We start from the raw sequence: 21,570 nt of genomic DNA, 5'->3' as shown, positions 1-21,570 counted from the left end.
TAAGGGTTGATTCAGCTGTCTACAGTCAGCACATGGATGCCACAGGCCTTGGCCTGGCTCACCAGTTCCGAGGTGTCATCGCCGCCGGGCAGCGCGATGATCACGTCGGGGCGACTGTCGGTGAGCATGAACTGGTTACGGTGACGTTCGGCTTGCTTGCCATGGCGTTGCCAGTTGGGTGGGTAACGCACCACATCCACTCCCGTTTCCCGTGCCCAGTCCTCCACGTCACTGCCCAGGAACTGACTGCCGCCGTGGATCAACACCTGCACCGGGCGCAGGCGGTGATAGGCGTCCAGCACCTGGCGAGACATTTTTGTATCGGCGTAATGACGACCTGCACAGATCAAGACGCGCATGGTGATGTTTCCTTGTATTGCGTATTGCCATTTATCGACGCGGACGCAGCAAGCGGATGCACGTGCTGTTCAAGCTGCTGGAAAAGCCCAGCATGAAGCGCATTTCCACGGCGCTGAGCAGGTTGCGCGCGTAAAGCCGCACGCCCAGCACCATCACCGTCTTGGCGGCTTGGGCGAGGGCGAACACCAATACGGCGCGTGTGGCGTTGTCGAGGTAGCTCATGAGTGTTTTCATCGCCTCTCTCCATCAAAGGCTGCGGTTACTGTAGGAGCGAGCTTGCTCGCGAAAAACCCGAGAGCACCGCGTTTAGCCAGGACACCCGCGTTATCGTTAACGACCTTCGCAAGCAAGCTCGCTCCTACAGAGAGCCGATCAGTACCACTGCTTGAAGCGGCGGATGTAAATGGTTTTCATCAGTTGTGCCACGCAGCAGTAGGCAACCAGGGTGCCCACCAGCCATGGGAAGTACGCCAGTGGCAGCGGCTCCAGGCCGACCATCGCACCCAGCGGCGAGAACGGTACGTAGATGCCCAGCGCGATCACGATGCAGGTCATCATCATCACCGGCCATGCGGCGTTGCTCTGGAAGAACGGGATCTTGCGGGTGCGCAGCATATGCACCACCAAGGTTTGCGAGAGCAGCCCCTCGATGAACCAGCCGGACTGGAACAGGGTCTGCATTTCCACGCTGTTGGCCGAGAACACGTACCACATCAGGGCAAAGGTGGTCATGTCGAAGATCGACGAGGTCGGCCCGATCCAGAGCATGAAGCGGCCAATGTTTTTCGCATCCCACTTGCGTGGCTTGGCCAGGTATTCCTTGTCCATCTTGTCCCACGGCAAGGCCAGCTGGGAGATGTCGTACATCAGGTTCTGCAGCAGCAGGTGGATCGACAGCATCGGCAGGAACGGAATGAACGCACTGGCCACCAGCACCGAGAACACGTTGCCGAAGTTGGAGCTGGCGGTCATGTTCAGGTACTTCATGATATTGCCGAAGGTCTCGCGGCCTTTCAGCACGCCTTCTTCCAGCACCATCAGGCTCTTTTCCAGCAGGATGATGTCGGCGGATTCCTTGGCAATGTCCGTCGCGCTGTCCACCGAGATACCTACGTCGGCATCCCGCAGGGCCGGTGCATCGTTGATGCCGTCGCCGAGGAAACCCACGGTGTGGCCGTTGGACTGCAAGGTCTTCAGTACCCGCGACTTCTGCAGCGGCGTCAGCTTGGCGAAGACTGTGCGTTCCTCAACCCGCAGCTTGAGGGTGGCGTCGTCCATTGCTTCGATTTCTGTCCCGAGCAACGGTACGCCAGGCTCCAGGCCGACTTGACGGCAGATCTTGCTGGTAACGATGGCGTTGTCGCCGGTGAGCACTTTGACTGCCACGCCGATCTCGCGCAGGGCGGCGATCGCCGGGCCCGCGGTTTCCTTTGGTGGATCGAGGAAGGTCAGGAAACCACGGATCACCAGGTTGCGTTCATCGGTCGTGGTGTACTGCTTGCGTGCGACGGCCTTGGGAATGTTGCGGGTGGCCAGGACCAGCACCCGGAAGCCGTCTTCGTTGTAGTCCTGGGCAATCGCCAGCAACTCGTTGCGACGACGATCATCCAGCTCGACGGCAACATCGCCTTCCATCACGTGCGTGGAAATGCTCAGCATCTCCTCGACTGCGCCCTTGCACACCAGCAGGTGATCGTTTTGCGCGTCCTTGACCACAATCGACAGGCGACGGCGGATAAAGTCGAACGGCAGTTCATCCACCTTGCTGTAGGCGAACGGCACCTGGAACTTCGGATTCTGCTCCGAGAACTGGACGACCGCCTGATCCATCAGGTTCTTCATGCCGCTCTGGTGATGGCTGTTGAGCCAGGCCAGGGTCAGCACCGAGTCATCACGTGTGCCGAAGGCGTTGACGTGGTGCTCGAGGATGATCTTGTCCTGGGTCAGGGTGCCGGTCTTGTCGGTGCACAGCACGTCCATCGAACCGAAGTTCTGGATCGCGTTGAGACGCTTGACCACCACCTTGCGCTTGGCCATGGCGGTAGCGCCCTTGGCCAGGTTGGCGCTGACGATCATCGGCAGCATTTCCGGGGTCAGGCCTACTGCGACCGCCAGGGCGAACAGCAAGGCATCGCTCCAGTCACCCTTGGAGAAACCGTTGAGGAAGAACACGATCGGCGTCATCACCAGCATGAAGCGAATCAACAGCCAACTGACGCTGTTCACCCCACGGTCAAACGCGGTTTGCACCCGGGAGCCGACAATCGCCTTGGCCAGGGAGCCAAAGTAAGTGCGCGGGCCGGTGGCAACCACCACGGCTTGCGCCCGGCCACTGACGACGTTGGTGCCCATGAAGCAGATGTTCGGCAAGTCCAGCAGGTTGCCTTGGTCCGCTGCCATTGAGGTGGCGGATTTTTGCGTGACGTCCCCGAGGGTGTCGTACTTCTCCACCGGCAAGGCTTCACCGGTGAGCACGGCCTGGCTGATGAACAGGTCGCGGGACTCGATCAGGCGGATGTCGGCCGGGATCATGTCGCCGGCAGACAGCTGCACGATATCGCCCGCCACCAGGTCGCGCATCGGCACTTCCCGCAGGGTCGGCTTGGAGCCTACTTGCTCGCGGCGCAACACGGTGGCGGTGGTGCGCACCATGGCCTTCAAGGCCTCGGCGGACTTGGCCGAACGGTGTTCCTGCCAGAACCGCAGCAGGCTGCTGAGCATGACCATGGTCATGATAATGATGACTTTGGTCAGGTCGGCTTCTTCACCGTCCTGCAGTGGCAGCCAGTAGTCAGTGACGAAGCTGATGGCGCCGAGGGTCAGCAGCACATAGATGAACGGGTTGTTCAGTGCCTGGAGGAATTGCACGATGGCGTGAGGCGGCTTGTCGTGGGCCACCTCGTTGTAGCCTTCACGTTGCAGGCGAGCAGAGGCATCCAGCTCGGTCAGGCCATCCTTGGTTGCCCGGACATTGGCGAGGGTTGCCGAGAGGCCATTCTGGGCTTCGCGGGCAGCGCGCATCGACAGCTTGGTGTCGGTGTCCGTGCCGTTTTTCTTGTGCAGTTTCGGGTTTTTTACTGCGCTCATTGTGTGTACTCCTGTCGCCAATTTTTCGACAAAACATACCCGGTACTTACCTGATGACAGGCGAGCGAAAGCATGCCGAGTCGCTGACTGCGCGATCGGTTTAAATAAAGTGTTGGGTAACTTTCTACAGGCCCGCTAACAGCGCGTTAGTTAACTAGCGCGCAGCGGGCTACTACTGGCTTCGTCCATAGAGAACTCCAGCTAAACAATTAACGGATAATCAGGAAGTTGCTGTTTCCAGCCGGCTTACGCCGCGCGAGCGTCCACGTAGAGGCTCAGCATCAGGCTCGCTTGCGCGACCAGGCTGGAAACGTCCCGTCTCTGTGGGTCTTGAGGGTCGGCGTGGTCCCATTGCTGGACCAGGTGGCCGGTGGTAGGGCAGATATGCCAGTGCGCCCGGGGAGCGGGGCACACGCGGGGGGAGGAGGTAACAAAGGCGCTGCGGGTAGGGGAAAAGCCTACGGGCTCGCGGCACAATTTGGCACGCAGGGCCGCGGCCAGCGTGCGCAGATCAGGCAAAACAATCAGTTGAAAGGTCATAACACACCTCGGGACCGGACTGGCATCCGGTGAGGCAGTTACGTTGGAGCGTCAGGCTCTAGCGCAGCTTACTCGGCCGGAAAGGCGAGTCCCGTCATTTTTTCTGGGTTTGGCGCCCGATTTGCCGCATTCACGGTGATCGGACAGCGACTAGATACTGTGTCCATTGGCTTCTTTTGTGAGGTTGAAAAATGGCCCTGAGTTGCAGGCACGGGGAATTTACTCAGGCAGTTGCCGGATGTCAACGGTTAATGACTTAATTTGTTACTGGTTCAGAGTTTGTTCAGATAGATGGTGGGGAAGTTGCAGTGGTAAGTGTGGTTATTGATAAATGATCTGTGTGTGGTGGATAGGTGGGGGGACATATCCGTTATTTAGGTGATTTTTGATATGGGTTCCGCTCTTACAGCGGCTCACTTTTGAAAAGCGCAAAAGTAAGCAAAACGCTCTTGCCCCACCACTCGGCACCTCGCTTGGGCTCGGTGTGCCCTCACTCCGGCTTTGGAGCGTGGGCCGCCGCGATGGGCCATCCTTGGCCCAGCGCGGCTAACCCGGCGTCCTGCCGGGTTACCCACGCTCCAAAGCCTGCGTTCGGCCAGCGTGGTTTAACGGGGCGCCTAAGATCAAGATCAAAAGCAGATCAACAGCACAGCGGCCTACCGGCCGGCTTGAGTGTGGTGAAGCAACAGCAACAGCAAGATCAGAAGCTAACGCGGGCACGGTCCAAATGTGGGAGCGGGCTTGCTCGCGAAGGTCGTTAACGATGACGATGGCATCCTGATTCAACGCGGCGTTCTCAGGTTTTTCGCGAGCAAGCTCGCTCCTACAGGAAAGCAGCTCTGCTTTTGCTTTTAACACTCAAGCCGGCCTGTAGGCCGCTGTGCTCTTGCTTTTGATCTGCTTGTGATCTTGATCTGCGGGCCCCGTCAACCACGATGGCCGCAAGCAGGCACGGTGGAGCGGCCCGCGGAGCCGAGCCGGAGTGCGGGCATGCCGAGCCTAGGCGAGGCACCGAGTGGTGGGGTAAAGACCTTTTGGTTACTTTTGGCTGGGCCGGCATTCCGGGCGTTTGCCAAAAGTGACCCGCTGTAAGAGCGGAACCATAAGCCGCCGTTACCGCAGCAACGGATATGTACCCCCACCCCCTACTCCTCACAATCAAAAACCTCCCCCCGCCTGACCACACTCCCCGCCGCAAGCACCGCCCCCGGTGCCAACACCCCATTGGCACCCACCCGACACTGATCCCCCAACAACGCGCCAAACTTGTCACAACCAGTACCCTGCAACTGCCCGTCAACGCGCACCTGCACCTGCTTGTCGTCACGCTCGTTCCGGTAATTGGCGACGATGCTCCCAGCCTCCAGATTAACCCCGCGCCCCAGCACCGAATCACCGACAAAATTGAAGTGCGCCAACTTGCTGCCGCTGAAAACAAAGGATGTCTTGAGCTCTGCGCCAGGCCCAAAAATGCAATATTCATCCACCCAGCAACCACCCCTAAGGTAAGCACCGGCAGCGATAAAACAGTGAGCACCAACAATCAGCGGCGCTTTTAAAACAGCACCTACTTCAACGATCGCCGTCCGGTGCACGGCAATCTCGTCATGAATTTCATAATCTTCGTCAGACAGCCCCGCCAGCAATTGGCGAACCACGCCAGGCGCCTGGGTAACCAGTTCCCAAGGCGCCAGATCAGCCCAGGGCGCCAGCGGAGAACGAGAAAAATCAGCGATGTAATCGGTGAGTCGAATCAACGTCGAGCCCTCTACAGATCAGAGAAGTCCGAAACGCTAGCATGAAACATGACTTTACAGTTTGTACAGATATGGATATTTTATCCAGATAACAACCTTCGAGAGATCCCTTCCATGCAATCGTCTTCGTACCATGACGTGATCAACGCCGCCGAACGCCTGGAGGGCTTCGCCAACCGCACGCCGGTGTACACCTCTCGCACCCTCGATGCCGAGACCGGCGCCCAGGTGTTTATCAAGTGCGAAAACCTGCAACGCACCGGTTCGTTCAAGTTTCGTGGGGCGTTCAATGCGCTTTCACGGTTTGACGAGGCACAGCGCAAGGCCGGGGTAGTGGCATTTTCCTCGGGTAATCATGCGCAAGGCATCGCGCTGGCCGCCCGTTTGTTGCAGATGCCGGCAACCATCGTGATGCCCACCGACGCCCCCGCCGCCAAGGTCGCCGCTACCCGGGAATATGGCGCAAGGGTGGTGTTCTACGACCGCATCACCGAAGACCGCGAGCAGATCGGTCGCACTCTGGCCGAGCAACACGGCATGACCCTGATCCCTTCCTACGACCACCCGGACGTGCTGGCCGGCCAGGGCACCGCCGCCAAGGAGCTGCTGGAATTTACCGGCCCACTCGACGCCTTGTTCGTCGGCCTGGGCGGTGGCGGCATGCTCTCCGGCACCGCCTTGGCCACCCGTGCGTTGTCGCCCGATTGCCTGTTGTACGGGGTCGAGCCCGAAGCCGGGAATGACGGCCAGCGTTCATTCCAGAGCGGCAGCATCGTGCACATCGACACACCCGCTACCATCGCCGATGGCGCCCAGACCCAGCACTTGGGCCACCACACCTTTCCGATCATTCGCGAGAGCGTGACCGATATCCTCACCGTCTCGGATGCCGAGTTGGTGGCCTCGATGAAGTTCTTAATGCAGCGCATGAAAATGGTCGTGGAACCCACCGGCTGCCTTGGTCTGGCGGCCCTGCGAAACCTCAAGCATCAGTTCCGGGGCCAACGCGTGGGCATTATCGTGACCGGCGGCAACGTCGACCTCCAAACCTATGCGACGCTGCTGAGCACTCCACAATGAACATCATCCACACCCCCACAGCCTCGGTGCCTGCCGGGCACTACGCCCAGGCCGTGAGTCATCAGGGCACGCTGTACATCTCCGGGCAATTGCCGGTGAGCCCCGATGGGCGTCACAACCTTGAGGCGTCGTTTGCCGAACAGGCCCAAGTGGCCCTGGACAATCTGTTGGCGATCTTGAAGGCGGCAGGCGGCTCGCCCGCAGACCTGGTGAAAGTCACCGTGTATGTGGTGGGCGTGAAGCACTGGCCTGAATTTGACGGCCTGTACGCCGCTGCGCTGGGGGAGCACCGCCCGGCCCGCGCGGTGGTGCCGGTGCCGGAATTGCACCACGGCTACCTGATTGAAATCGAAGCCGTGGCGCGTTCGGCGTAGGTCATTTGGCGTAGGTGTAGACCGCCGCCCGTGAGACCCCGAGGTGCGAGGCAACGGTTTCCATGGCACGTCGAATGTCCATCACGCCCGCCTCTTTCAGCTCTTGCATCAACAAGCGCCGGTCGGCAGCCTTGAGGGCACGCGGGGTGGTCGCCAGGCGTGCGGCGAACTGGTCGATGCGCGCACGAATGGTATCTGCACCGGACGGGTCGAGCGACTCGGCGGGCCGGTCGCCGCTGACCGAGCCGAATTGTTCCAGCATGCCCTGCAGGCCCCGGAACAGCGAGAGGTCAACGTTCATGCACAAGGCTGCCACGTACTTGCCGGTGGAGTCCTTGATGCCGATGGAGGTGCTCTTGACCTGGCGGCCGTCGGCGAACTGGTTTTGGTAGTTGGCGATCACCTGCGGGTAATCGGGATCGGCGATCCGCGCCAGGCCCAGCTCGGTGGCGGGGTCACCCGGTTGACGCCCGGAGAGGTTGTTGTGGATGGCCATGATTGCGTGCTGGGGGTCGCGCAGGTCGTGGAGTACGACCTCGCAAAACGGGCTGAAGGTCTTGCTCAGGCCTTCGGCAATCTGTTCGAGTTGGCTGATCAAGGCCGCTTGTTCGGGAGTGTGCTTTTTCATTCAGACAACATATCCAGTAGTGGATAGACCGTCAATTTGGCCTTTTTGGAGTGTGCGGGGGATATACCGGAAGCCTTGCTGAGGTGTGGGGTTGGTCGGGGGGTATATCCGTTATTTGGGTGATGGCTTGTATGGGTTCCGCTCTTACAGCGGCTCACTTTTGAAAAGCGCAAAAGTAAGCAAAACGCTCTTGCCCCACCACTCGGCACCTCGCTAATGCTCGGTGTGCCCTCACTCCGGCTTTGGAGCGTGGGCCGCCGCGATGGGCCATCCATGGCCCAGCGCGGCTAACCCGGCGTCCTGCCGGGTTACCCACGCTCCAAAGCCTGCGTTCGGCCAGCGTGGTTTAACGGGGCGCCTAAGATCAAGATCACAAGCAGATCAAGAGCACAGCGGCCTACAGGCCGGCTTGAGTGTGGTGAAGCAACAGCAAAATCAGAAGCTAAAGCGGGCACGGTCCAAATGTGGGAGCGGGCTTGCTCGCGAAGGTCGTTAACGATGACGCTGGCATTCTGGATGAACGCGGCGGTCTCAGGTTTTTCGCGAGCAAGCTCGCTCCTACAGAAAAGCAGCTTTGCTTTCGCTTTTACCACTCAAGCCGGCCTGTACGCCGCTGTGCTCTCGCTTTTGATTTTGATCTGCGGGCCCCGTCAACCACATGGCCGGAGTGCGGGCATGCCGAGCCTGGGCGAGGCACCGAGTGGTGGGGCAAAGACCTTTTGGTTACTTTTGGCTGGGCCGGCATTCCGGGCGTTTGCCAAAAGTGACTCGCTGTAAGAGCGAAACCATAGGTGGCCGTTACCTAAATAACGGATATATACCCATACCAAAAGAGTATCAAACCATACCAACCCGATATTAGACGAAAGCAAACACGCCAGAGGAAACTACCCACAATTACAAAAATACCTAAAGAGTATAAAAAAATGCCCACCCACTCCTCCTGGATCGTGCTGTCCATCACTGGCATTTACATGCTGAGCCTGGCACTGATCAGCTACGGCGTTCGCCGTCATTCCCGCAGCGCCAACAACTACACCACCGGCGGTGGCCACTTCCCGGCGTTCCTGATCGGCTTCCTGATGCTCTCGGAATTTATCGGCACCGCAGTCAGCATCGGCACCGCCCAAACCGGTTTCAAGGTAGGCATCTCCGCCGCCTGGAACCTGTTCGCCCTGGCCCTCGGCTTCGTACTCTTCGCCTGGCTACTGGCCCGCAAGTACAAAGACCTGGGCGACAACACCATCTCCGGCGTACTCGCACGCAACTACGGCCAACGCACTCGCTTCGCCACATCGATCATCACCATCTTTGCCCTGGAAATCGTCGCCGTCTCGATCTACGCCAGCGGCGGCGCCGTATTAGCCAGCGTAATGCAAGTGGACCGAACCCTGGCGATCGTGATCGTCGGCGTGGTCTCGGTGGCGTACGTCAGCATCGGCGGCATGCGCTCGGTGATCTACACCAACTTCGTCCACGCTGCCTTGAAATACCTCGGCGTTGGCCTGGCCCTGTGGTTCGGCTTGAAGCAAGTGGGCGGCATCGGCCAGTTGCAGGCGCAATTGCCGGCCAGCATGTTTGACTGGACCACCGTCGGCTGGGGCCAGATCATCGCCTGGATGATCGCCGGTATAGGCTCGATCTTTTCCACCCAATACGTAATCCAGGCGGTGAACACCGTCAGCCATGCGGGCAAGGCCCAGCGGGCGTGTTTCTACGTGGCGGTGCTGATGGTGCCGTTCGGCATCGGCGCGGCATTGATCGGGATGTGCAGCGCGGTGTTGTTCCCCAACGTCGATTCGCTGCAAGCCTTCCCGACCCTGATCGCCAGCATGGACCAACTGACTGCCGGGCTGGTAGTCGCAGGCCTGGCCGGCTCGCTGTTCGGCACCATCTCGGCAGTGAGCATGGGCTCGGCAACGTTGTTGCTGCGGGACTTCTACGAGCCGTGGTTCAACCCGGAAAAAAGCGACGCCAAGTCCCTGCGCTTCGTGCGCCTGGCGACCATCGCCGTCGGCCTGTTGCCGATTGCCCTGGCGCTGACGTCGGACAAGGTGCTGATGATCGCCTTCCTCGGCAAGGCATTGCGCGCGTCCCTGGCGGTGCTGGTGTTGATGGTGTTCTACGCACCGAAATTCGGCACGGCGACGGGTGCGTTCCTGAGCATCATTGCCTCGTTGCTGGCGACAGTGGGCTGGTTTCTCGCCGGTAATCCGTGGGGCATCGACAACGCTTACATTGCCTTGTTTACGCCGCTGATCATCATGGGCATCAGCCATGTGACAGGCCGCAAGACACCGGCTGAACCGCTGGTGCCGGCCACCCGCTGAGGTAGGATGGCAGCCCAACCAATAAGGAAGTTGTGAAATGCTGCCGATTCGCACCCCGTTGCTCCTGCACCCCGGCCTGTCCAGCGCTACCCGACGCATCTGGCTGAAGCTTGAGAACCTGCAACCCTGCGGCTCGTTCAAGTTGCGCGGGATGACCACCCTGTGTGCCTACGCGGCCAGCCAGGGCAAGACCACCGTGGTGTGCCCCTCCGGCGGCAATGCAGGGTTGGCGACGGCCTTTGCGGCGCGGGGCCTGGGATTACAGGCGCGAATCGTGGTGCCCTCCACCACCCCCGAAGCGACCCGCGCGCGCATCCGCCAGGCCGGGGCCGAGGTGGTGGTGCACGGTGATCTGTGGGACCAATCCAACGAGCTGGCGCTGCAATTTTCCGAAGCACCGGACGCGTTGTATGTGCCGGCCTTTGATCACCCGTTGTTGTGGGAAGGTCACAGCAGCATGATCGACGAGATTCTCGAAGACTGCCCTCAGGTAGGCGCCATCGTAACCTCCGTGGGCGGCGGTGGATTGCTCGCAGGTGTATTGACAGGGCTGGAACGCCATGGGCGATTCGACTGCAAAGTGATTGCGTGCGAAACGGCAGGCGCAGCTTCGTTTGCGGCGGCTGTGGAGGCTGGAAAACCGGTGCGCCTGGCGAAGATCGATACCGTGGCCAAGTCGTTGGCCGCGACCCAGGTGGCGGCGTGGCCGGTTGAGCATATCGGCAGGTTTGCCCATCAGTGCGTGGTGTTGAGCGATGCCGAAGCGATGATGGGCGTGGCGCGGTATGCCGATGATCTCAGGCAGTTGGTGGAACCGGCGTGCGGGGTTTCGTTGGCCGTGGCTTATTTGGAGCATGCCGCGATTGCAGGGGTTGAGGATGTGGTGGTGATTGTGTGCGGCGGGGTGAGTATCAGCGCGGAAACCGTCGGGCAGTGGCAGAAAACGATTTCTTGACGGGGGTAACCGGCGAAAAACGCAGGTGAGTGGCTGATCCGTATTAATGACCCGGGTCTGAGTCTGTATTGTTCTGCCCATACTTCCTACAGTGCCGCCCACTTGGAACCGTGGGAGGACTAAGCATGCAACCACCATCAACCGCACAGGCCTACAACTACAAGGTCGTGCGTCAATTCGTCATTGCAACCATCGTTTGGGGCGTGGTCGGCATGGCCATGGGCGTGTGGATCGCCTCGCAACTGGTCTGGCCGGAAATGAACCTCGACCTGCCCTGGACCACCTTCGGCCGCCTGCGCCCGCTGCACACCAGCCTGGTGATTTTCGGCTTTGCCGGCAGCGCGCAATTCGCCGCCAGCTACTACGCAGTACAGCGCACCTGCCAGGTACGGCTGTACTCGGACAAGCTTGCCGCCTTCACCTTCTGGGGCTGGCAGTCGGTGATCGTGATCATGTTGGTCAGCCTGCCGCTGGGCTACACCACCACCAAGGAATACGCCGAAATCGAGTTCACCGGCGCGGTGTGGATGACCGTGGTATGGGTGGCCTATGCCATCGTGTTTTTCACCACCGTAGTACAGCGCAAAACCCAGCATATCTATGTCGGCAACTGGTTTTTCGGTGCGTTCATCGTGGTGATCGCGATGCTGCACGTGGTCAATCACCTATCGATCCCGGTGGACTGGTTCAAGTCCTACCCGGTGTATTCCGGCGCCACCGACGCCATGGTGCAGTGGTGGTACGGGCACAACGCGGTCGGCTTCTTCCTGACTACTGGTTTTCTGGGGATGATGTATTACTTCGTGCCCAAGCAAGTCGGGCGGCCGGTGTATTCCTATCGCCTGTCCATCGTGCACTTCTGGGCGCTGATCACCCTGTACATCTGGGCCGGCCCGCACCACCTGCACTACACCGCGCTGCCGGACTGGGCGCAGTCCCTGGGCATGGCGATGTCGCTGATCCTGCTGGCGCCGAGCTGGGGCGGGATGATCAACGGCATGATGACGCTTTCAGGGGCCTGGCATAAATTGCGCACCGACCCGATCCTGCGCTTCCTGGTGCTGTCGCTGGCGTTCTACGGCATGTCGACGTTTGAAGGGCCGATGATGGCGATCAAGACCGTCAACGCCCTGTCCCACTACACCGACTGGACCATCGGCCACGTCCACGCCGGGGCCTTGGGCTGGGTGGCGATGATCACGTTTGGCTCGCTGTACCACATGATCCCGAAAATCTTCGGGCGCGCGCAGATGCACAGCGTGGGACTGATCAATATGCACTTCTGGCTGGCGACCATCGGCACGGTGCTGTACATCGCGTCGATGTGGGTCAACGGCATCACGCAGGGCTTGATGTGGCGGGCGGTGAACGATGACGGCACCCTCACCTACTCCTTTGTGGAAGCCTTGCAGGCCAGCCATCCGGGGTTTGTGGTGCGCTTTGTCGGCGGGGTGTTCTTCCTCAGCGGCATGTTGCTGATGGCGTACAACACCTGGCGCACGGTGCGCGTGGCGGACCTGAAGGTGGCGCAGCTTGACGCGCAGATCGCCTGATGTGGGAGATAGCGCTGAACCTGGCAGCGGTGATCGGCCTGTATGGCGCGGTGGAGTATTGCTTGCGGGGCCAATCGAAGGAGAGCCTGGATGAAGCCAGCCTGATGCCGTTTGCCGATGACCCGGAAGTGGCGCGGCGGGTGGAGTTGGCCACGGGCAAGCGGGTCAACGCGGTGGCGCCTGAGGAAACAAAGCAGGACTGGGGCAATATAGATATCTGATTGTGGGAGCGGGCTTGCTCGCGAAAGCGGTGGTTCAGTCAACATATACAGCGACTGACACACCGCTTTCGCGAGCAAGCCCGCTCCCACACAAGCACCACATTGAGCGACTAGCCGCGTTCGCGGGGAATCAGACTCTGCAACTGCAACGCCAGGAAGTTGGCATCGAAGCCAAAGGTGTCCGGGTCTTTCAGGCCGTTGGTTTTCTTCCACAACCAGTCGTTTTTCCCCGGCAGCAACACCAGGGAAATGCTGCCGTAGCGGGCAGCGGTCAAGCCCATCACCGACAACGAAATCAAACCACCAACGCCCATCACATCCGGCACGAACTCCACCGGTTTGCCGGCGATATGGATGGTCAGTTTCTCGGTCTTGAAGGTGGAAGTCTCCACCGGCACGCTGGGGCCGGAAGCCACGTACGCCTCGCGCTGCACTTCCAGCAAGCCGACAGTCTTTACCGGCTCCAGCCACTGCTCGATCTGGCCGAACAACTCGCCGATCTTCTGCGCCCAATGGGCCGACTGCACTTCGAACTGCTGCTTCTTGTGGGCTTCGCTGTCGGCGTAATGACGAAGCATCTCGCCCAGTTGTTGTACATCGTCCATTGCCGTGTTCCTTGGGTGACCCATGTTGCGAGCCTTGATCATGGCAGATGCCGCACGCTGGCGTATGACTAAAGCGCAGCGCTTGGGTAATGTGGTGCCCTCGCCCGTCCAATTCAGGAGCATCGCATGCGCACCATCGGCCTTATCGGCGGCATGAGCTGGGAGTCCAGCGCCGAGTATTACCGCATCATCAACCAACGCGTGCGCGACCAGCTCGGGCCCCTGCGTTCGGCACAACTGTTGATGTACAGCGTCGACTTCGGCCCGGTGGAGCGGGCCCAGCACGCCGGGCGCTGGGATGACGCGGCGCTGATCCTCGAAGACGCCGCCCGCCGCCTGCAAGCCGGTGGCGCCGAATGCATCGTGCTGTGTACCAACACCATGCACCTGGTGGCGCCGCGCATTGAGGCGGCGGTGTCGATACCGTTTCTGCATATTGCAGACGCCGCCGGCGCGGCGGCCGTGGAAGCCGGCACCCTGACCGTGGGCCTGCTGGGCACCGCATTTACCATGGAGCAGGAATTTCTCAAGTCACGCCTGGCCGGCCAGGGGCTGACCGTGCTGGTACCGGACGCGGAAGAGCGCCAGGCCGTGCACCGGATCATCTATGAAGAGTTGTGTGTCGGGGTGATCAGCGACGCATCGCGTGAAGTGTACCAACGGGTGATCGAGTCCCTGGCGGCGCGTGGCGCCCAGGCCATTATCCTTGGCTGCACGGAAATCAGTCTGTTGATCAAGCCGCAGCACAGCGACCTGCCACTGCTGGACACCACCGAGCTGCATGCGCAGGCTGCGGTGGCGTTTGCCTTGCAGGACGACTAGGCAGGCTGGCGAATGCGCGCCATGGTCAGGGTGTCGACGAATGCGCCGTCACGCACGGCGTAATCCCGCAGCCGGCCTTCGGTCTCGAAGCCGAACTTGTGGTACAGGCGGTGAGCAGCTTCGTTGTCGGCATACACCGTCAGTTCCACCCGGTGCAGGTTCATCCAGTTATCCGCCACCTCCAGCGCCGCGCTCAACAGCCGGGAGCCCACGCCCTTGCCCTGCCAGGCGGTGGCCACGCCCATGCCGAAGGAACCGACGTGGCTTTGGCGCACACGCAAATACTGCTCAAGCCCGAGCTGGCCGATCACCTCGCCAGCATGCAGAGCCACCAGCTGTAGCCGCCGTTCGTTGTCCTGCACCAGGCGTTTGCGCCAGGCCTCGACCGACTGGAAAGGCATTTGCAGCACCTGACGGCAGACAGCCGGGTCGTTGTAGAGCGCAGCGACGCCGTCAAGGTGGGCCTCGGTGAAGCGCGTGATAACGATTTTGGGTTCAGGTGTGTGCATGGTGTTTCATCCTTGGAACAACGGTTGGATAAATAGATTAGCGTCGTTGCTGCCCGCGCATTCGGGCGGCGCGTTTCTCAAGACGCTCGGCGTGTAGCTCGGCCTGTTGTTTCAGCGCTTGGCAATATTCAGGGAGGCATTGGTGAGCGTCAGGGGTACTGACTTCGACAGCGAGGCGCCTGGCCGTCGCCGCAGATATGTCGTTGCCGCGTGGCTTGAGGCTACCTTTGATGACCGCCGCGCGGCTATTTACCAATGTCGGATGGTTAAGTTTCAGCACATCAACAGTGGCAATACCTTCAGGTGTCAGCCCTTCGACCGACCCATCGCTGGAAAACCGAAAATGGCGCTCTGCATTGGCAAGCAGAGGCGAAACAAATGGCTTTTGATACGGGTCGTAGGCCTTTTTCTCTACTGCACCGTACCCGCAGGCCGTATCTGTTTGGCTGGGCGGAAAACAGGCCAGCATGTTGCTGTAGGCGATACTTTTATCCTTGTGTGCTTCCTGCGGCAGGATGTGTTCGATATGACAGCTGAACACCATCTGCTGCCCCTGCGCCTGGCACTCGCCAGCAGTTTTCAGACGCCGCAGGGTGTACGCACACAAGTGGGACTGCTCCAGCACCAGTGCTTTACGAACAGGCTCGCCGGGGAAGCTGCTGCCTTTCCCGTAAAACAGGTTCTGTGGGGTGTCTTTGTTTGCAATTCGCCAGTCAATCAACTCGCGTGGTTCTGCGCCTTTTCTGATTGACCTCACGCCTCGCCCTCTTCAGTCCACCTCAGGGAATCGATGCTGGCCTGGACTTCAAGGATGTCAGGAATATCACCGACTTTTTTACGCAGCTGTTCGAGTTTGGCCTCGGCGGCGTCCAGTTCATCACCATCCAGGTCGCGGTGGATTTTCTTGAGTTGCAGACTGACTTCCTGATTCTGCGCATAACCGCCCATCAATTCCTCTACAACTTCACCGCTTCGAAGCCCCAGCGAGCGCTCGGGATGCCCGATGTACTTGCCATCCTTGAGCAGCATGATTGCATTGGCCGGGAGCTCACCCAGTATTTGCGGGGAGTGAGTGGTGATGATGAACTGGCAGTTAGGGAATGTTTTTTCAAGTTTGGCAACAACGGTACGCTGCCAGCCTGGGTGGAGGTGTAAGTCCAGCTCATCGATGAGGACAACACCCTTCCCATTCAGAGGGTCTGCAACCTCGCGATTGAGCAAGGTCAGCCTGCGAGCCAAATCTCCGACCATCGCCAGAAGGCACTTTTCACCATCCGAAAGCTGCAAAACATTGAACTCAAGGTTTCCTTTCAGAACCGTCATTCTTAGAGCAGGCTTGCGACGAACCCTGACATCCTTGAACCCGGTGAATGTTTCAATTGCTCTGCGGACAGCAGAAAGCTCAGGGTCGCGATAACCTGGAATATCTCGGCTATTTTCGTTTTCAAGGTCTTCCTGATTGCGAAACCAGATAAAGAACCTCTTGAAATCGGCGCCCCCGTGGCCCAGCGAATCGTCATACCCCTCTGCAATGGCATTGATCAAGCGTTCACGGACACGCAAGGGCACATCTAAAACGGCTCGATGGACGTCGTAGTAAACGGCTAAAGGCAACTCAACTGCCATGCCCCCGATAAGTTCATAGTTGAACGCGCTCGCCTCGACGGAACTCGCAGCCTTGTTCAGCTTGAGCAGATCACTGCTTTGCTCTTTAGGGTGTTTTCCTGACCGCCGGTTTAAGGCAATCGCCCAATCGACGTCGCCATGATCAGGAAGCTCGGCGATAACCTGCAAACGCGTGTAATCCGCTCCAACTTTAATATCGTCTCTAGATATCGCCCTGGATTTAGAGGCCTGATCAATAATCCGGGACGTCAAATTCGACAACGTAATCGCCAAAGCATCCAAAATCGAAGACTTACCCACCCCATTCACGCCCACCAAAGCGACAGTCTTCTTGCCCTCGAAATCAAGCTCGATGTGCTCGATGCCACGGAAATTGACGAGAGTAAAACGCTTGATCTGCATGATCGGCTTCCAACGTGTCCGGCCGGAGGGGCCAGTCTTCAAAGTAAGCAACGATCATAGTAATTATCGACAGCCCTGTCACGGCGCAGTCGGTTGTCTCTATCAATCCCGTCGCGCGGCCAATCTCCAGACCCGGGCAATGTCCGAGGCGCGCTCGCGCAACAGGCGAGGCGCCTCGCTGCAGGCCTGTTCCAGGGTCATTGGTCCCGACGGCAAGGCGAACGCGGCATCCACACCGTGGGCGTACATCTGCTCATAGCCCTCACCCAACGTGCCGGCGATCACGATCACCGGCACGTTGTGCTGTTTGGCGATCCGCGCGACGCCAAACGGGGTTTTGCCCCGCAGAGTCTGGGCGTCGAAGCGGCCTTCGCCGGTGATCACAAGGTCAGCGCCACGCACCGCTTTTTCGAGGCCTACCAACTCGGCGACCACTTCAACACCTGCACGAAACTGCGCGCCAAGGAACGCCTTGGCGGCGAACCCCAAGCCACCGGCGGCGCCGCTGCCGGGTTCGTCGCGCACATCGTTGGGCAATACCTTGGCGCAGTGATCGGCGAAATGGCCAAGAGCGGCATCCAGTTGTTCGACTTGCTGGGGATTGGCGCCTTTTTGCGGGCCGAAAATCGCCGAAGCACCGTGGGGACCGCACAGCGGGTTGTTCACGTCGGCGGCGATTTCGAAGCGTACTTCTTTCAGGCGTTGGTCCAGTTGCTCAAGGCTGATGCGCGACAACTTGGCCAGCGCCAGGCCGCCCAGGGGCAATGCTGCCTCTTCGGCATCAAGCAATTGCACACCGAGAGCCAGCATCGCCCCCGCGCCGCCATCGTTGGTGGCGCTACCGCCAATGGCCAGGATGATGCGTTGGGCGCCGGCATCCAGGGCGGCGCGGATCAGCTCGCCAGTGCCGAAGGTACTGCTGGAACACGCATCTCGCTGACCCGGTGGCACGAGTTGCAGACCGCTGGCCTCGGCCATTTCGATGATTGCGGTGTGGCTCTCGGCCAACCAGCCCCAATGCGCGTCGACACTGTCACCCAATGGCCCTTGCACACGGTTGGTGCGCAACTCGCCCTGGCAGGCGGCGAGTACCGACTCCACCGTGCCCTCACCACCGTCCGCCATCGGGCACTTGATCAGCTCGGCGTCGGGCCACACGCTGGCCAACCCCTCGGCAATGGCATTCGCCACGCCTTCAGCACTCAGGCTGTCCTTGAACGAGTCGGGGGCGATGATGATTTTCATGGGCTTTCTCCGGTTTTTATAACGCCCATGCTGCCAGTTGGCACCGGCAATAACGCCTGTCCATTGCACAAGAGTGGCTGGGGTTTGTTGTTCATTTGGACAAAGCCTGCGGCAGTAGCTGCACGCCCAGGTACAACGCGAGCATGCCGTCGAGGGTCAACGGGTCGACGCCGCTCAGTTCGGCGATGCGCTCCATGCGATAGCGCAGGCTGTTGCGGTGGATGCCCAGGGCGTCGGCGCAGGCCTGGCTTTGGCCGTCGTGATCGCACCAACTGCGCAGGGTTGCCTGCAACTGGCCGTTACTGTCCTTGGCCAGTACCTTGCGCAACGGGTTGAGCAGTTCGTCGAGGGCGTCGTCGTTGCGGTGGCGCCAGAGCATCACCGGCAGGCGGTAGCGATTGAGGGTCAGCAGCCGCGATTCGGGCAGCACATCGCGGCCATAGGCAAGCAGATCACCGACTCGCCGGTAGCAACGGCGCAGCCCGGGCAGGCCGTCTGCTTGCCCGCCGACGGCAACCCGCAGGATGTTCCAGCCCAGGCCGTCGAGTTTTTCCAGCAGGCGCGGGTTGTCGACTTGCACCGACGCCGGTCGGCACCACAGCAGGGAAAACTGTGCGGAGCTGACGCACCAACTGTCCGGGTAGCGCGAGGTCAGCCAGGCGCTCAAGGCTTCCGCCGACTGGCCGCTGCCCAGTTCAAACAGGTACGGCGTACGTGCCATCTGCGGTTTGAGGCCCAGTTGCTGCGCTTCATCCACCAGCCGTGGCGAGTCGCCGGTCTCGGCCAGCAGCAGCGCCAGCAGGTCATCGCAACGCTGCCGGCGCCATTGCTGCTCGGCTTGCTGGTGACGCTGGCTGACCAGCATTTCGGCGGTCATGCGCACCAGTTGCGCATAGGTGCGCAGCAGCTCCGGCTCGCCGGTAATGCCCAGCACGCCGATCAGGCGCTGATCGTGCAACAGCGGCAGGTTGATCCCGGGCTGCACGCCCTTGAGGTGCTTGGCGGTCTGGCTGTCGATCTCCACCACGCGTACATTCGCCAGCACCAGCTGTGCGCCTTCATGGCGAGTGTTGATGCGCTCGGGTTCGCCGCTGCCCAGGATCAGGCCCTGGCTGTCCATGACATTGACGTTATAGGGCAGGATCGCCATGGTGCGATTGACGATATCCTGCGCCAAGTCATGATCCAGCTCGAACATGGGGCTAAATTCCTGGAAAGTGGGTTGTTCATAGGCACAGCGCAAATGGCGCCTGACTGTGCGCGAGCACAAAGACATCAACCCTTGAGGTGGCCGAGACTCATTGGGCGATCAACGTTACCCTCGCATCGCGAAAAATCATAATAAAGAGAGACTGCCATGTCACAGAGCGCCGCTGTTACCCAGGCCACCGATGACGATAAAAACGCCGTATACAAGCGCATTACCCTGCGCCTGATCCCCTTCATTTTCATCTGCTACCTGTTCAACTACCTCGACCGCGTCAACGTCGGCTTTGCCAAGTTGCAAATGCTCGACGCCTTGAAGTTCAGCGAGACCGTGTACGGCCTTGGTGCCGGGATCTTCTTTATCGGCTATGTGCTGTGCGGCGTGCCAAGCAACCTGGCGTTGACCAAATTCGGTCCACGGCGCTGGATTGCGCTGATGATGATCGTCTGGGGCACCTTGTCCACCTGCCTGCTGTTCGTCACCACACCGACCCATTTCTACGGCTTGCGCCTGCTGACCGGCGCTGCTGAAGCCGGGTTCTTCCCGGGCGTGGTGCTGTACCTCTCGCAGTGGTTCCCGACCTTCCGCCGTGGGCGGATCATGGCGCTGTTCATGTCGGCGATTCCGGTGTCCGGCCTGCTCGGCAGCCCGTTCTCCGGCTGGATCCTCAACCACTTTGCCGCCGGCCAAGGCGGGCTTGCGGGCTGGCAGTGGATGTTCCTGCTGCAAGGTGTACCGACGGTGATCCTCGGCGCCCTCGCCTACTTCCTGCTCAGCGACAGCTTCGCCAACGCCAAGTGGCTCACGCCCCATGAGCGTGCCGTGCTGGAAGCCGACCAGGCGACCGACCTGGCCAACAAGCCGAAAACCACCAGCGACTCGCTGCTGGAAGTGTTCAAGAATCCGGCCATCTGGGCATTCGGCCTGATCTACTTTTGCATCCAGAGTGGTGTGTACGCCATCAACTTCTGGCTGCCGTCGATCATCAAGAACATGGGTTTCAGCGATAACCTGGTGATTGGCTGGCTCAGTGCGATTCCGTACCTGCTGGCGGCGGTGTTCATGTTGCTGGTGGGCCGCTCTGCCGACCTGCGCAAAGAGCGTCGCTGGCACCTGGTGGTGCCGATGCTGATGGGCGCGATCGGGCTGGTGATTGCGGTGAACTTTGCGACCACGCCGGCGATTGCGATTCTCGGCCTGACCATCGCCACCATGGGCGCCCTCACCGGCCTGCCGATGTTCTGGCCGGTGCCCACCGCCATGCTCAGCGCAGGTGCTGCGGCGGGTGGCCTGGCGTTGATCAACTCCATGGGCCAGATGGCGGGTTTCCTCAGCCCGTACATCGTCGGGTTTGTGAAGGATGCCACCGGGTCTACGGACCTGGCGCTGTACTTGCTGGCGGCGGTGATTGTCGCGGGCAGCGTGCTGGCGTTGCGGATGACGCGCACCTTGAAGGTGTAACACCGTCAGTGTGGGGGCGAGCTGGCTCGCTCCCACAGTCTGATGTCTGTTTACAACAAACCACCGCCGTCGACGTCAATCACGCTTCCCGTGACAAACCCGTTCTCCATCGCCAGCACATACCCGGCCGCCACTTCTTCAGCCTGCCCCACTCGCCCCACCGGCAACGCCCCGCCCGCCTTGGCAAACATCGCCAGCCGCTGCTCCTCGGACAACCCGGCATACGCCTCGGTGTCGATCACGCCTGGACTGACCACATTCACCCGACGTGGCGCCAGCTCCTTGGCCAACTGTTTGCCCAGCGCTTCAGTGGCCGCGTTGATCCCGGTCTTGATGAATTGCCCTGCCACGGTTTTGCGCCCCAGTTGACCCGAGGTCAGCGTGATGCTGCCGCGCTCGTCGAGAAAAGGCAGAGCCGACTGGATCGCCCGCAGCGAACCCCAGAGCTTCACGTTGAAGTTGTCTTGCGCCAGGTTCAGGTCCGTCTCGATCAAGGTCTTGGCCTGTACCGCAGGGCCTGCGGTGTAGACCAGATGATCAAACGGCCCCACTGTTTCGAACAACCGCTGCAACGAGACCGCGTCGGTCACGTCTACCTGCTCGCTGCGCACACCGTTCTCCACGGTTGAAGACAAGCGCCGCCCCGCCAGCACCACGTGGGCTCCGCGTGCCACAGCCTGCTTGGCCACGGCCGCACCAATGCCGCTGCTACCGCCGATGACGATGATGGTTTTGCCGCTGAGGGGAGAAGTCATGAAGAACTACCTGGCTGATAAATGAGGTTTCATCTTCCCAGCTTGGCAATCGC

At 60.3% G+C, this 21,570-nt stretch carries 21 protein-coding genes; 8 read left to right on the top strand and 13 right to left on the bottom strand.

Features of this window, described 5'->3' with window-relative positions; genetic code table 11:
• Positions 1-11 precede the first annotated feature (11 nt).
• The 5 genes from HBJ59_RS23860 to HBJ59_RS23845 all read right to left on the bottom strand — a co-directional run bounded on the left by HBJ59_RS23860 (position 12) and on the right by HBJ59_RS23845 (position 5,744).
• A complete protein-coding gene (locus tag HBJ59_RS23860) occupies positions 12-359 on the bottom strand; it encodes a DUF2493 domain-containing protein (RefSeq protein WP_010171459.1) in 348 nt (115 codons plus the stop codon).
• 31 nt (positions 360-390) lie between these two features.
• Positions 391-594, bottom strand: coding sequence for a hypothetical protein (locus tag HBJ59_RS23855; protein ID WP_256670884.1), 204 nt, complete (start codon positions 592-594; stop codon positions 391-393).
• Positions 595-732: 138 nt separating this feature from the next.
• On the bottom strand, positions 733-3,447 hold the full coding sequence (gene mgtA, locus HBJ59_RS23850) for a magnesium-translocating P-type ATPase (protein WP_167664940.1): 2,715 nt from the start codon (positions 3,445-3,447) through the stop codon (positions 733-735).
• A gap of 246 nt (positions 3,448-3,693) precedes the next feature.
• A complete protein-coding gene (locus HBJ59_RS31690; protein ID WP_256670883.1) occupies positions 3,694-3,987 on the bottom strand; it encodes a hypothetical protein in 294 nt (97 codons plus the stop codon).
• A gap of 1,145 nt (positions 3,988-5,132) precedes the next feature.
• Entirely contained in the window at positions 5,133-5,744 is a 612-nt protein-coding gene (locus tag HBJ59_RS23845) for an LpxA family transferase (RefSeq protein ID WP_167664939.1), read from the bottom strand.
• Between the two features lie 114 nt (positions 5,745-5,858).
• On the opposite strand from HBJ59_RS23845, the gene HBJ59_RS23840 reads away from it, so the two are divergent.
• Both HBJ59_RS23840 and HBJ59_RS23835 read left to right on the top strand, forming a co-directional pair.
• Positions 5,859-6,824: a threo-3-hydroxy-L-aspartate ammonia-lyase gene (locus HBJ59_RS23840; protein WP_167664938.1), complete on the top strand. Its 966-nt coding sequence runs from the start codon at positions 5,859-5,861 to the stop codon at positions 6,822-6,824.
• A complete protein-coding gene (locus HBJ59_RS23835) occupies positions 6,821-7,198 on the top strand; it encodes a RidA family protein (protein ID WP_167664937.1) in 378 nt (125 codons plus the stop codon). The genes HBJ59_RS23840 and HBJ59_RS23835 overlap by 4 nt, the downstream gene beginning before the upstream one ends.
• A gap of 1 nt (position 7,199) precedes the next feature.
• Here the strand turns inward: HBJ59_RS23835 and HBJ59_RS23830 are convergent, their stop codons facing one another.
• Positions 7,200-7,826, bottom strand: coding sequence for a transcriptional regulator (locus HBJ59_RS23830; protein ID WP_167664936.1), 627 nt, complete (start codon positions 7,824-7,826; stop codon positions 7,200-7,202).
• Positions 7,827-8,752: 926 nt separating this feature from the next.
• On the opposite strand from HBJ59_RS23830, the gene HBJ59_RS23825 reads away from it, so the two are divergent.
• The 4 genes from HBJ59_RS23825 (at position 8,753) to HBJ59_RS23810 (ending at position 12,885) form a co-directional block, all read left to right on the top strand.
• Positions 8,753-10,156, top strand: coding sequence for a sodium:solute symporter family protein (locus HBJ59_RS23825; protein ID WP_167664935.1), 1,404 nt, complete (start codon positions 8,753-8,755; stop codon positions 10,154-10,156).
• A gap of 37 nt (positions 10,157-10,193) precedes the next feature.
• Positions 10,194-11,111 (top strand): pyridoxal-phosphate dependent enzyme, encoded by a 918-nt coding sequence (locus tag HBJ59_RS23820; protein ID WP_167664934.1) that lies wholly within the window; start codon positions 10,194-10,196, stop codon positions 11,109-11,111.
• Between the two features lie 125 nt (positions 11,112-11,236).
• Complete coding sequence (ccoN, locus tag HBJ59_RS23815) at positions 11,237-12,664, top strand: cytochrome-c oxidase, cbb3-type subunit I (RefSeq protein WP_167664933.1); 1,428 nt, start codon at positions 11,237-11,239, stop codon at positions 12,662-12,664.
• Positions 12,664-12,885, top strand: coding sequence for a cbb3-type cytochrome c oxidase subunit 3 (locus tag HBJ59_RS23810; RefSeq protein ID WP_167664932.1), 222 nt, complete (start codon positions 12,664-12,666; stop codon positions 12,883-12,885). Before ccoN ends, HBJ59_RS23810 begins: the two co-directional genes overlap by 1 nt.
• 110 nt (positions 12,886-12,995) lie before the next feature.
• On the opposite strand, the gene HBJ59_RS23805 is transcribed toward HBJ59_RS23810, so the two are convergent.
• Positions 12,996-13,490: a hypothetical protein gene (locus HBJ59_RS23805; protein WP_076016168.1), complete on the bottom strand. Its 495-nt coding sequence runs from the start codon at positions 13,488-13,490 to the stop codon at positions 12,996-12,998.
• A 126-nt stretch (positions 13,491-13,616) separates the two neighbouring features.
• On the opposite strand from HBJ59_RS23805, the gene HBJ59_RS23800 reads away from it, so the two are divergent.
• Positions 13,617-14,312, top strand: a complete 696-nt coding sequence (locus tag HBJ59_RS23800) for an aspartate/glutamate racemase family protein (protein WP_167664931.1) — start codon at positions 13,617-13,619, stop codon at positions 14,310-14,312.
• Here the strand turns inward: HBJ59_RS23800 and HBJ59_RS23795 are convergent.
• The 5 genes from HBJ59_RS23795 to HBJ59_RS23775 all read right to left on the bottom strand — a co-directional run bounded on the left by HBJ59_RS23795 (position 14,309) and on the right by HBJ59_RS23775 (position 19,292).
• Entirely contained in the window at positions 14,309-14,821 is a 513-nt protein-coding gene (locus tag HBJ59_RS23795; protein WP_167664930.1) for a GNAT family N-acetyltransferase, read from the bottom strand. The genes HBJ59_RS23800 and HBJ59_RS23795 overlap by 4 nt on opposite strands.
• Positions 14,822-14,858: 37 nt before the next feature.
• Complete coding sequence (locus tag HBJ59_RS23790; RefSeq protein ID WP_167664929.1) at positions 14,859-15,578, bottom strand: hypothetical protein; 720 nt, start codon at positions 15,576-15,578, stop codon at positions 14,859-14,861.
• Positions 15,575-16,849: an AAA family ATPase gene (locus HBJ59_RS23785; protein WP_167664928.1), complete on the bottom strand. Its 1,275-nt coding sequence runs from the start codon at positions 16,847-16,849 to the stop codon at positions 15,575-15,577. Before HBJ59_RS23785 ends, HBJ59_RS23790 begins: the two co-directional genes overlap by 4 nt.
• 102 nt (positions 16,850-16,951) lie before the next feature.
• Entirely contained in the window at positions 16,952-18,094 is a 1,143-nt protein-coding gene (locus HBJ59_RS23780) for a glycerate kinase (RefSeq protein WP_167664927.1), read from the bottom strand.
• Positions 18,095-18,185: 91 nt separating this feature from the next.
• Positions 18,186-19,292, bottom strand: a complete 1,107-nt coding sequence (locus HBJ59_RS23775; RefSeq protein ID WP_076016172.1) for a sugar diacid recognition domain-containing protein — start codon at positions 19,290-19,292, stop codon at positions 18,186-18,188.
• 159 nt (positions 19,293-19,451) lie between these two features.
• On the opposite strand from HBJ59_RS23775, the gene HBJ59_RS23770 reads away from it, so the two are divergent.
• Positions 19,452-20,762: an MFS transporter gene (locus HBJ59_RS23770; RefSeq protein ID WP_076016173.1), complete on the top strand. Its 1,311-nt coding sequence runs from the start codon at positions 19,452-19,454 to the stop codon at positions 20,760-20,762.
• A gap of 50 nt (positions 20,763-20,812) precedes the next feature.
• Here HBJ59_RS23770 and HBJ59_RS23765 read toward each other — a convergent pair whose 3' ends face one another.
• Positions 20,813-21,517 (bottom strand): SDR family oxidoreductase, encoded by a 705-nt coding sequence (locus HBJ59_RS23765; RefSeq protein ID WP_076016174.1) that lies wholly within the window; start codon positions 21,515-21,517, stop codon positions 20,813-20,815.
• Positions 21,518-21,570 lie beyond the last annotated feature (53 nt).

This window comes from Pseudomonas sp. AN3A02 (assembly GCF_011765255.1).
Lineage (GTDB): Bacteria > Pseudomonadota > Gammaproteobacteria > Pseudomonadales > Pseudomonadaceae > Aquipseudomonas.
This window is presented reverse-complemented; position numbering and strand designations above follow the sequence as displayed.

Excerpts from the sequence above, each read along its gene's own strand:
- HBJ59_RS23860 (WP_010171459.1), bottom strand. The coding sequence starts at position 359 with ATGCGCGTCTTGATCTGTGCAGGTCGTCATTACGCCGATACAAAAATG.
- HBJ59_RS23855 (WP_256670884.1), bottom strand. The coding sequence starts at position 594 with ATGAAAACACTCATGAGCTACCTCGACAACGCCACACGCGCCGTATTG.
- mgtA (WP_167664940.1), bottom strand. The coding sequence starts at position 3,447 with ATGAGCGCAGTAAAAAACCCGAAACTGCACAAGAAAAACGGCACGGAC.
- HBJ59_RS31690 (WP_256670883.1), bottom strand. The coding sequence starts at position 3,987 with ATGACCTTTCAACTGATTGTTTTGCCTGATCTGCGCACGCTGGCCGCG.
- HBJ59_RS23840 (WP_167664938.1), top strand. The coding sequence starts at position 5,859 with ATGCAATCGTCTTCGTACCATGACGTGATCAACGCCGCCGAACGCCTG.
- HBJ59_RS23835 (WP_167664937.1), top strand. The coding sequence starts at position 6,821 with ATGAACATCATCCACACCCCCACAGCCTCGGTGCCTGCCGGGCACTAC.
- HBJ59_RS23830 (WP_167664936.1), bottom strand. The coding sequence starts at position 7,826 with ATGAAAAAGCACACTCCCGAACAAGCGGCCTTGATCAGCCAACTCGAA.
- HBJ59_RS23825 (WP_167664935.1), top strand. The coding sequence starts at position 8,753 with ATGCCCACCCACTCCTCCTGGATCGTGCTGTCCATCACTGGCATTTAC.
- HBJ59_RS23820 (WP_167664934.1), top strand. The coding sequence starts at position 10,194 with ATGCTGCCGATTCGCACCCCGTTGCTCCTGCACCCCGGCCTGTCCAGC.
- ccoN (WP_167664933.1), top strand. The coding sequence starts at position 11,237 with ATGCAACCACCATCAACCGCACAGGCCTACAACTACAAGGTCGTGCGT.
- HBJ59_RS23810 (WP_167664932.1), top strand. The coding sequence starts at position 12,664 with ATGTGGGAGATAGCGCTGAACCTGGCAGCGGTGATCGGCCTGTATGGC.
- HBJ59_RS23805 (WP_076016168.1), bottom strand. The coding sequence starts at position 13,490 with ATGGACGATGTACAACAACTGGGCGAGATGCTTCGTCATTACGCCGAC.
- HBJ59_RS23800 (WP_167664931.1), top strand. The coding sequence starts at position 13,617 with ATGCGCACCATCGGCCTTATCGGCGGCATGAGCTGGGAGTCCAGCGCC.
- HBJ59_RS23795 (WP_167664930.1), bottom strand. The coding sequence starts at position 14,821 with ATGCACACACCTGAACCCAAAATCGTTATCACGCGCTTCACCGAGGCC.
- HBJ59_RS23785 (WP_167664928.1), bottom strand. The coding sequence starts at position 16,849 with ATGCAGATCAAGCGTTTTACTCTCGTCAATTTCCGTGGCATCGAGCAC.
- HBJ59_RS23780 (WP_167664927.1), bottom strand. The coding sequence starts at position 18,094 with ATGAAAATCATCATCGCCCCCGACTCGTTCAAGGACAGCCTGAGTGCT.
- HBJ59_RS23775 (WP_076016172.1), bottom strand. The coding sequence starts at position 19,292 with ATGTTCGAGCTGGATCATGACTTGGCGCAGGATATCGTCAATCGCACC.
- HBJ59_RS23770 (WP_076016173.1), top strand. The coding sequence starts at position 19,452 with ATGTCACAGAGCGCCGCTGTTACCCAGGCCACCGATGACGATAAAAAC.
- HBJ59_RS23765 (WP_076016174.1), bottom strand. The coding sequence starts at position 21,517 with ATGACTTCTCCCCTCAGCGGCAAAACCATCATCGTCATCGGCGGTAGC.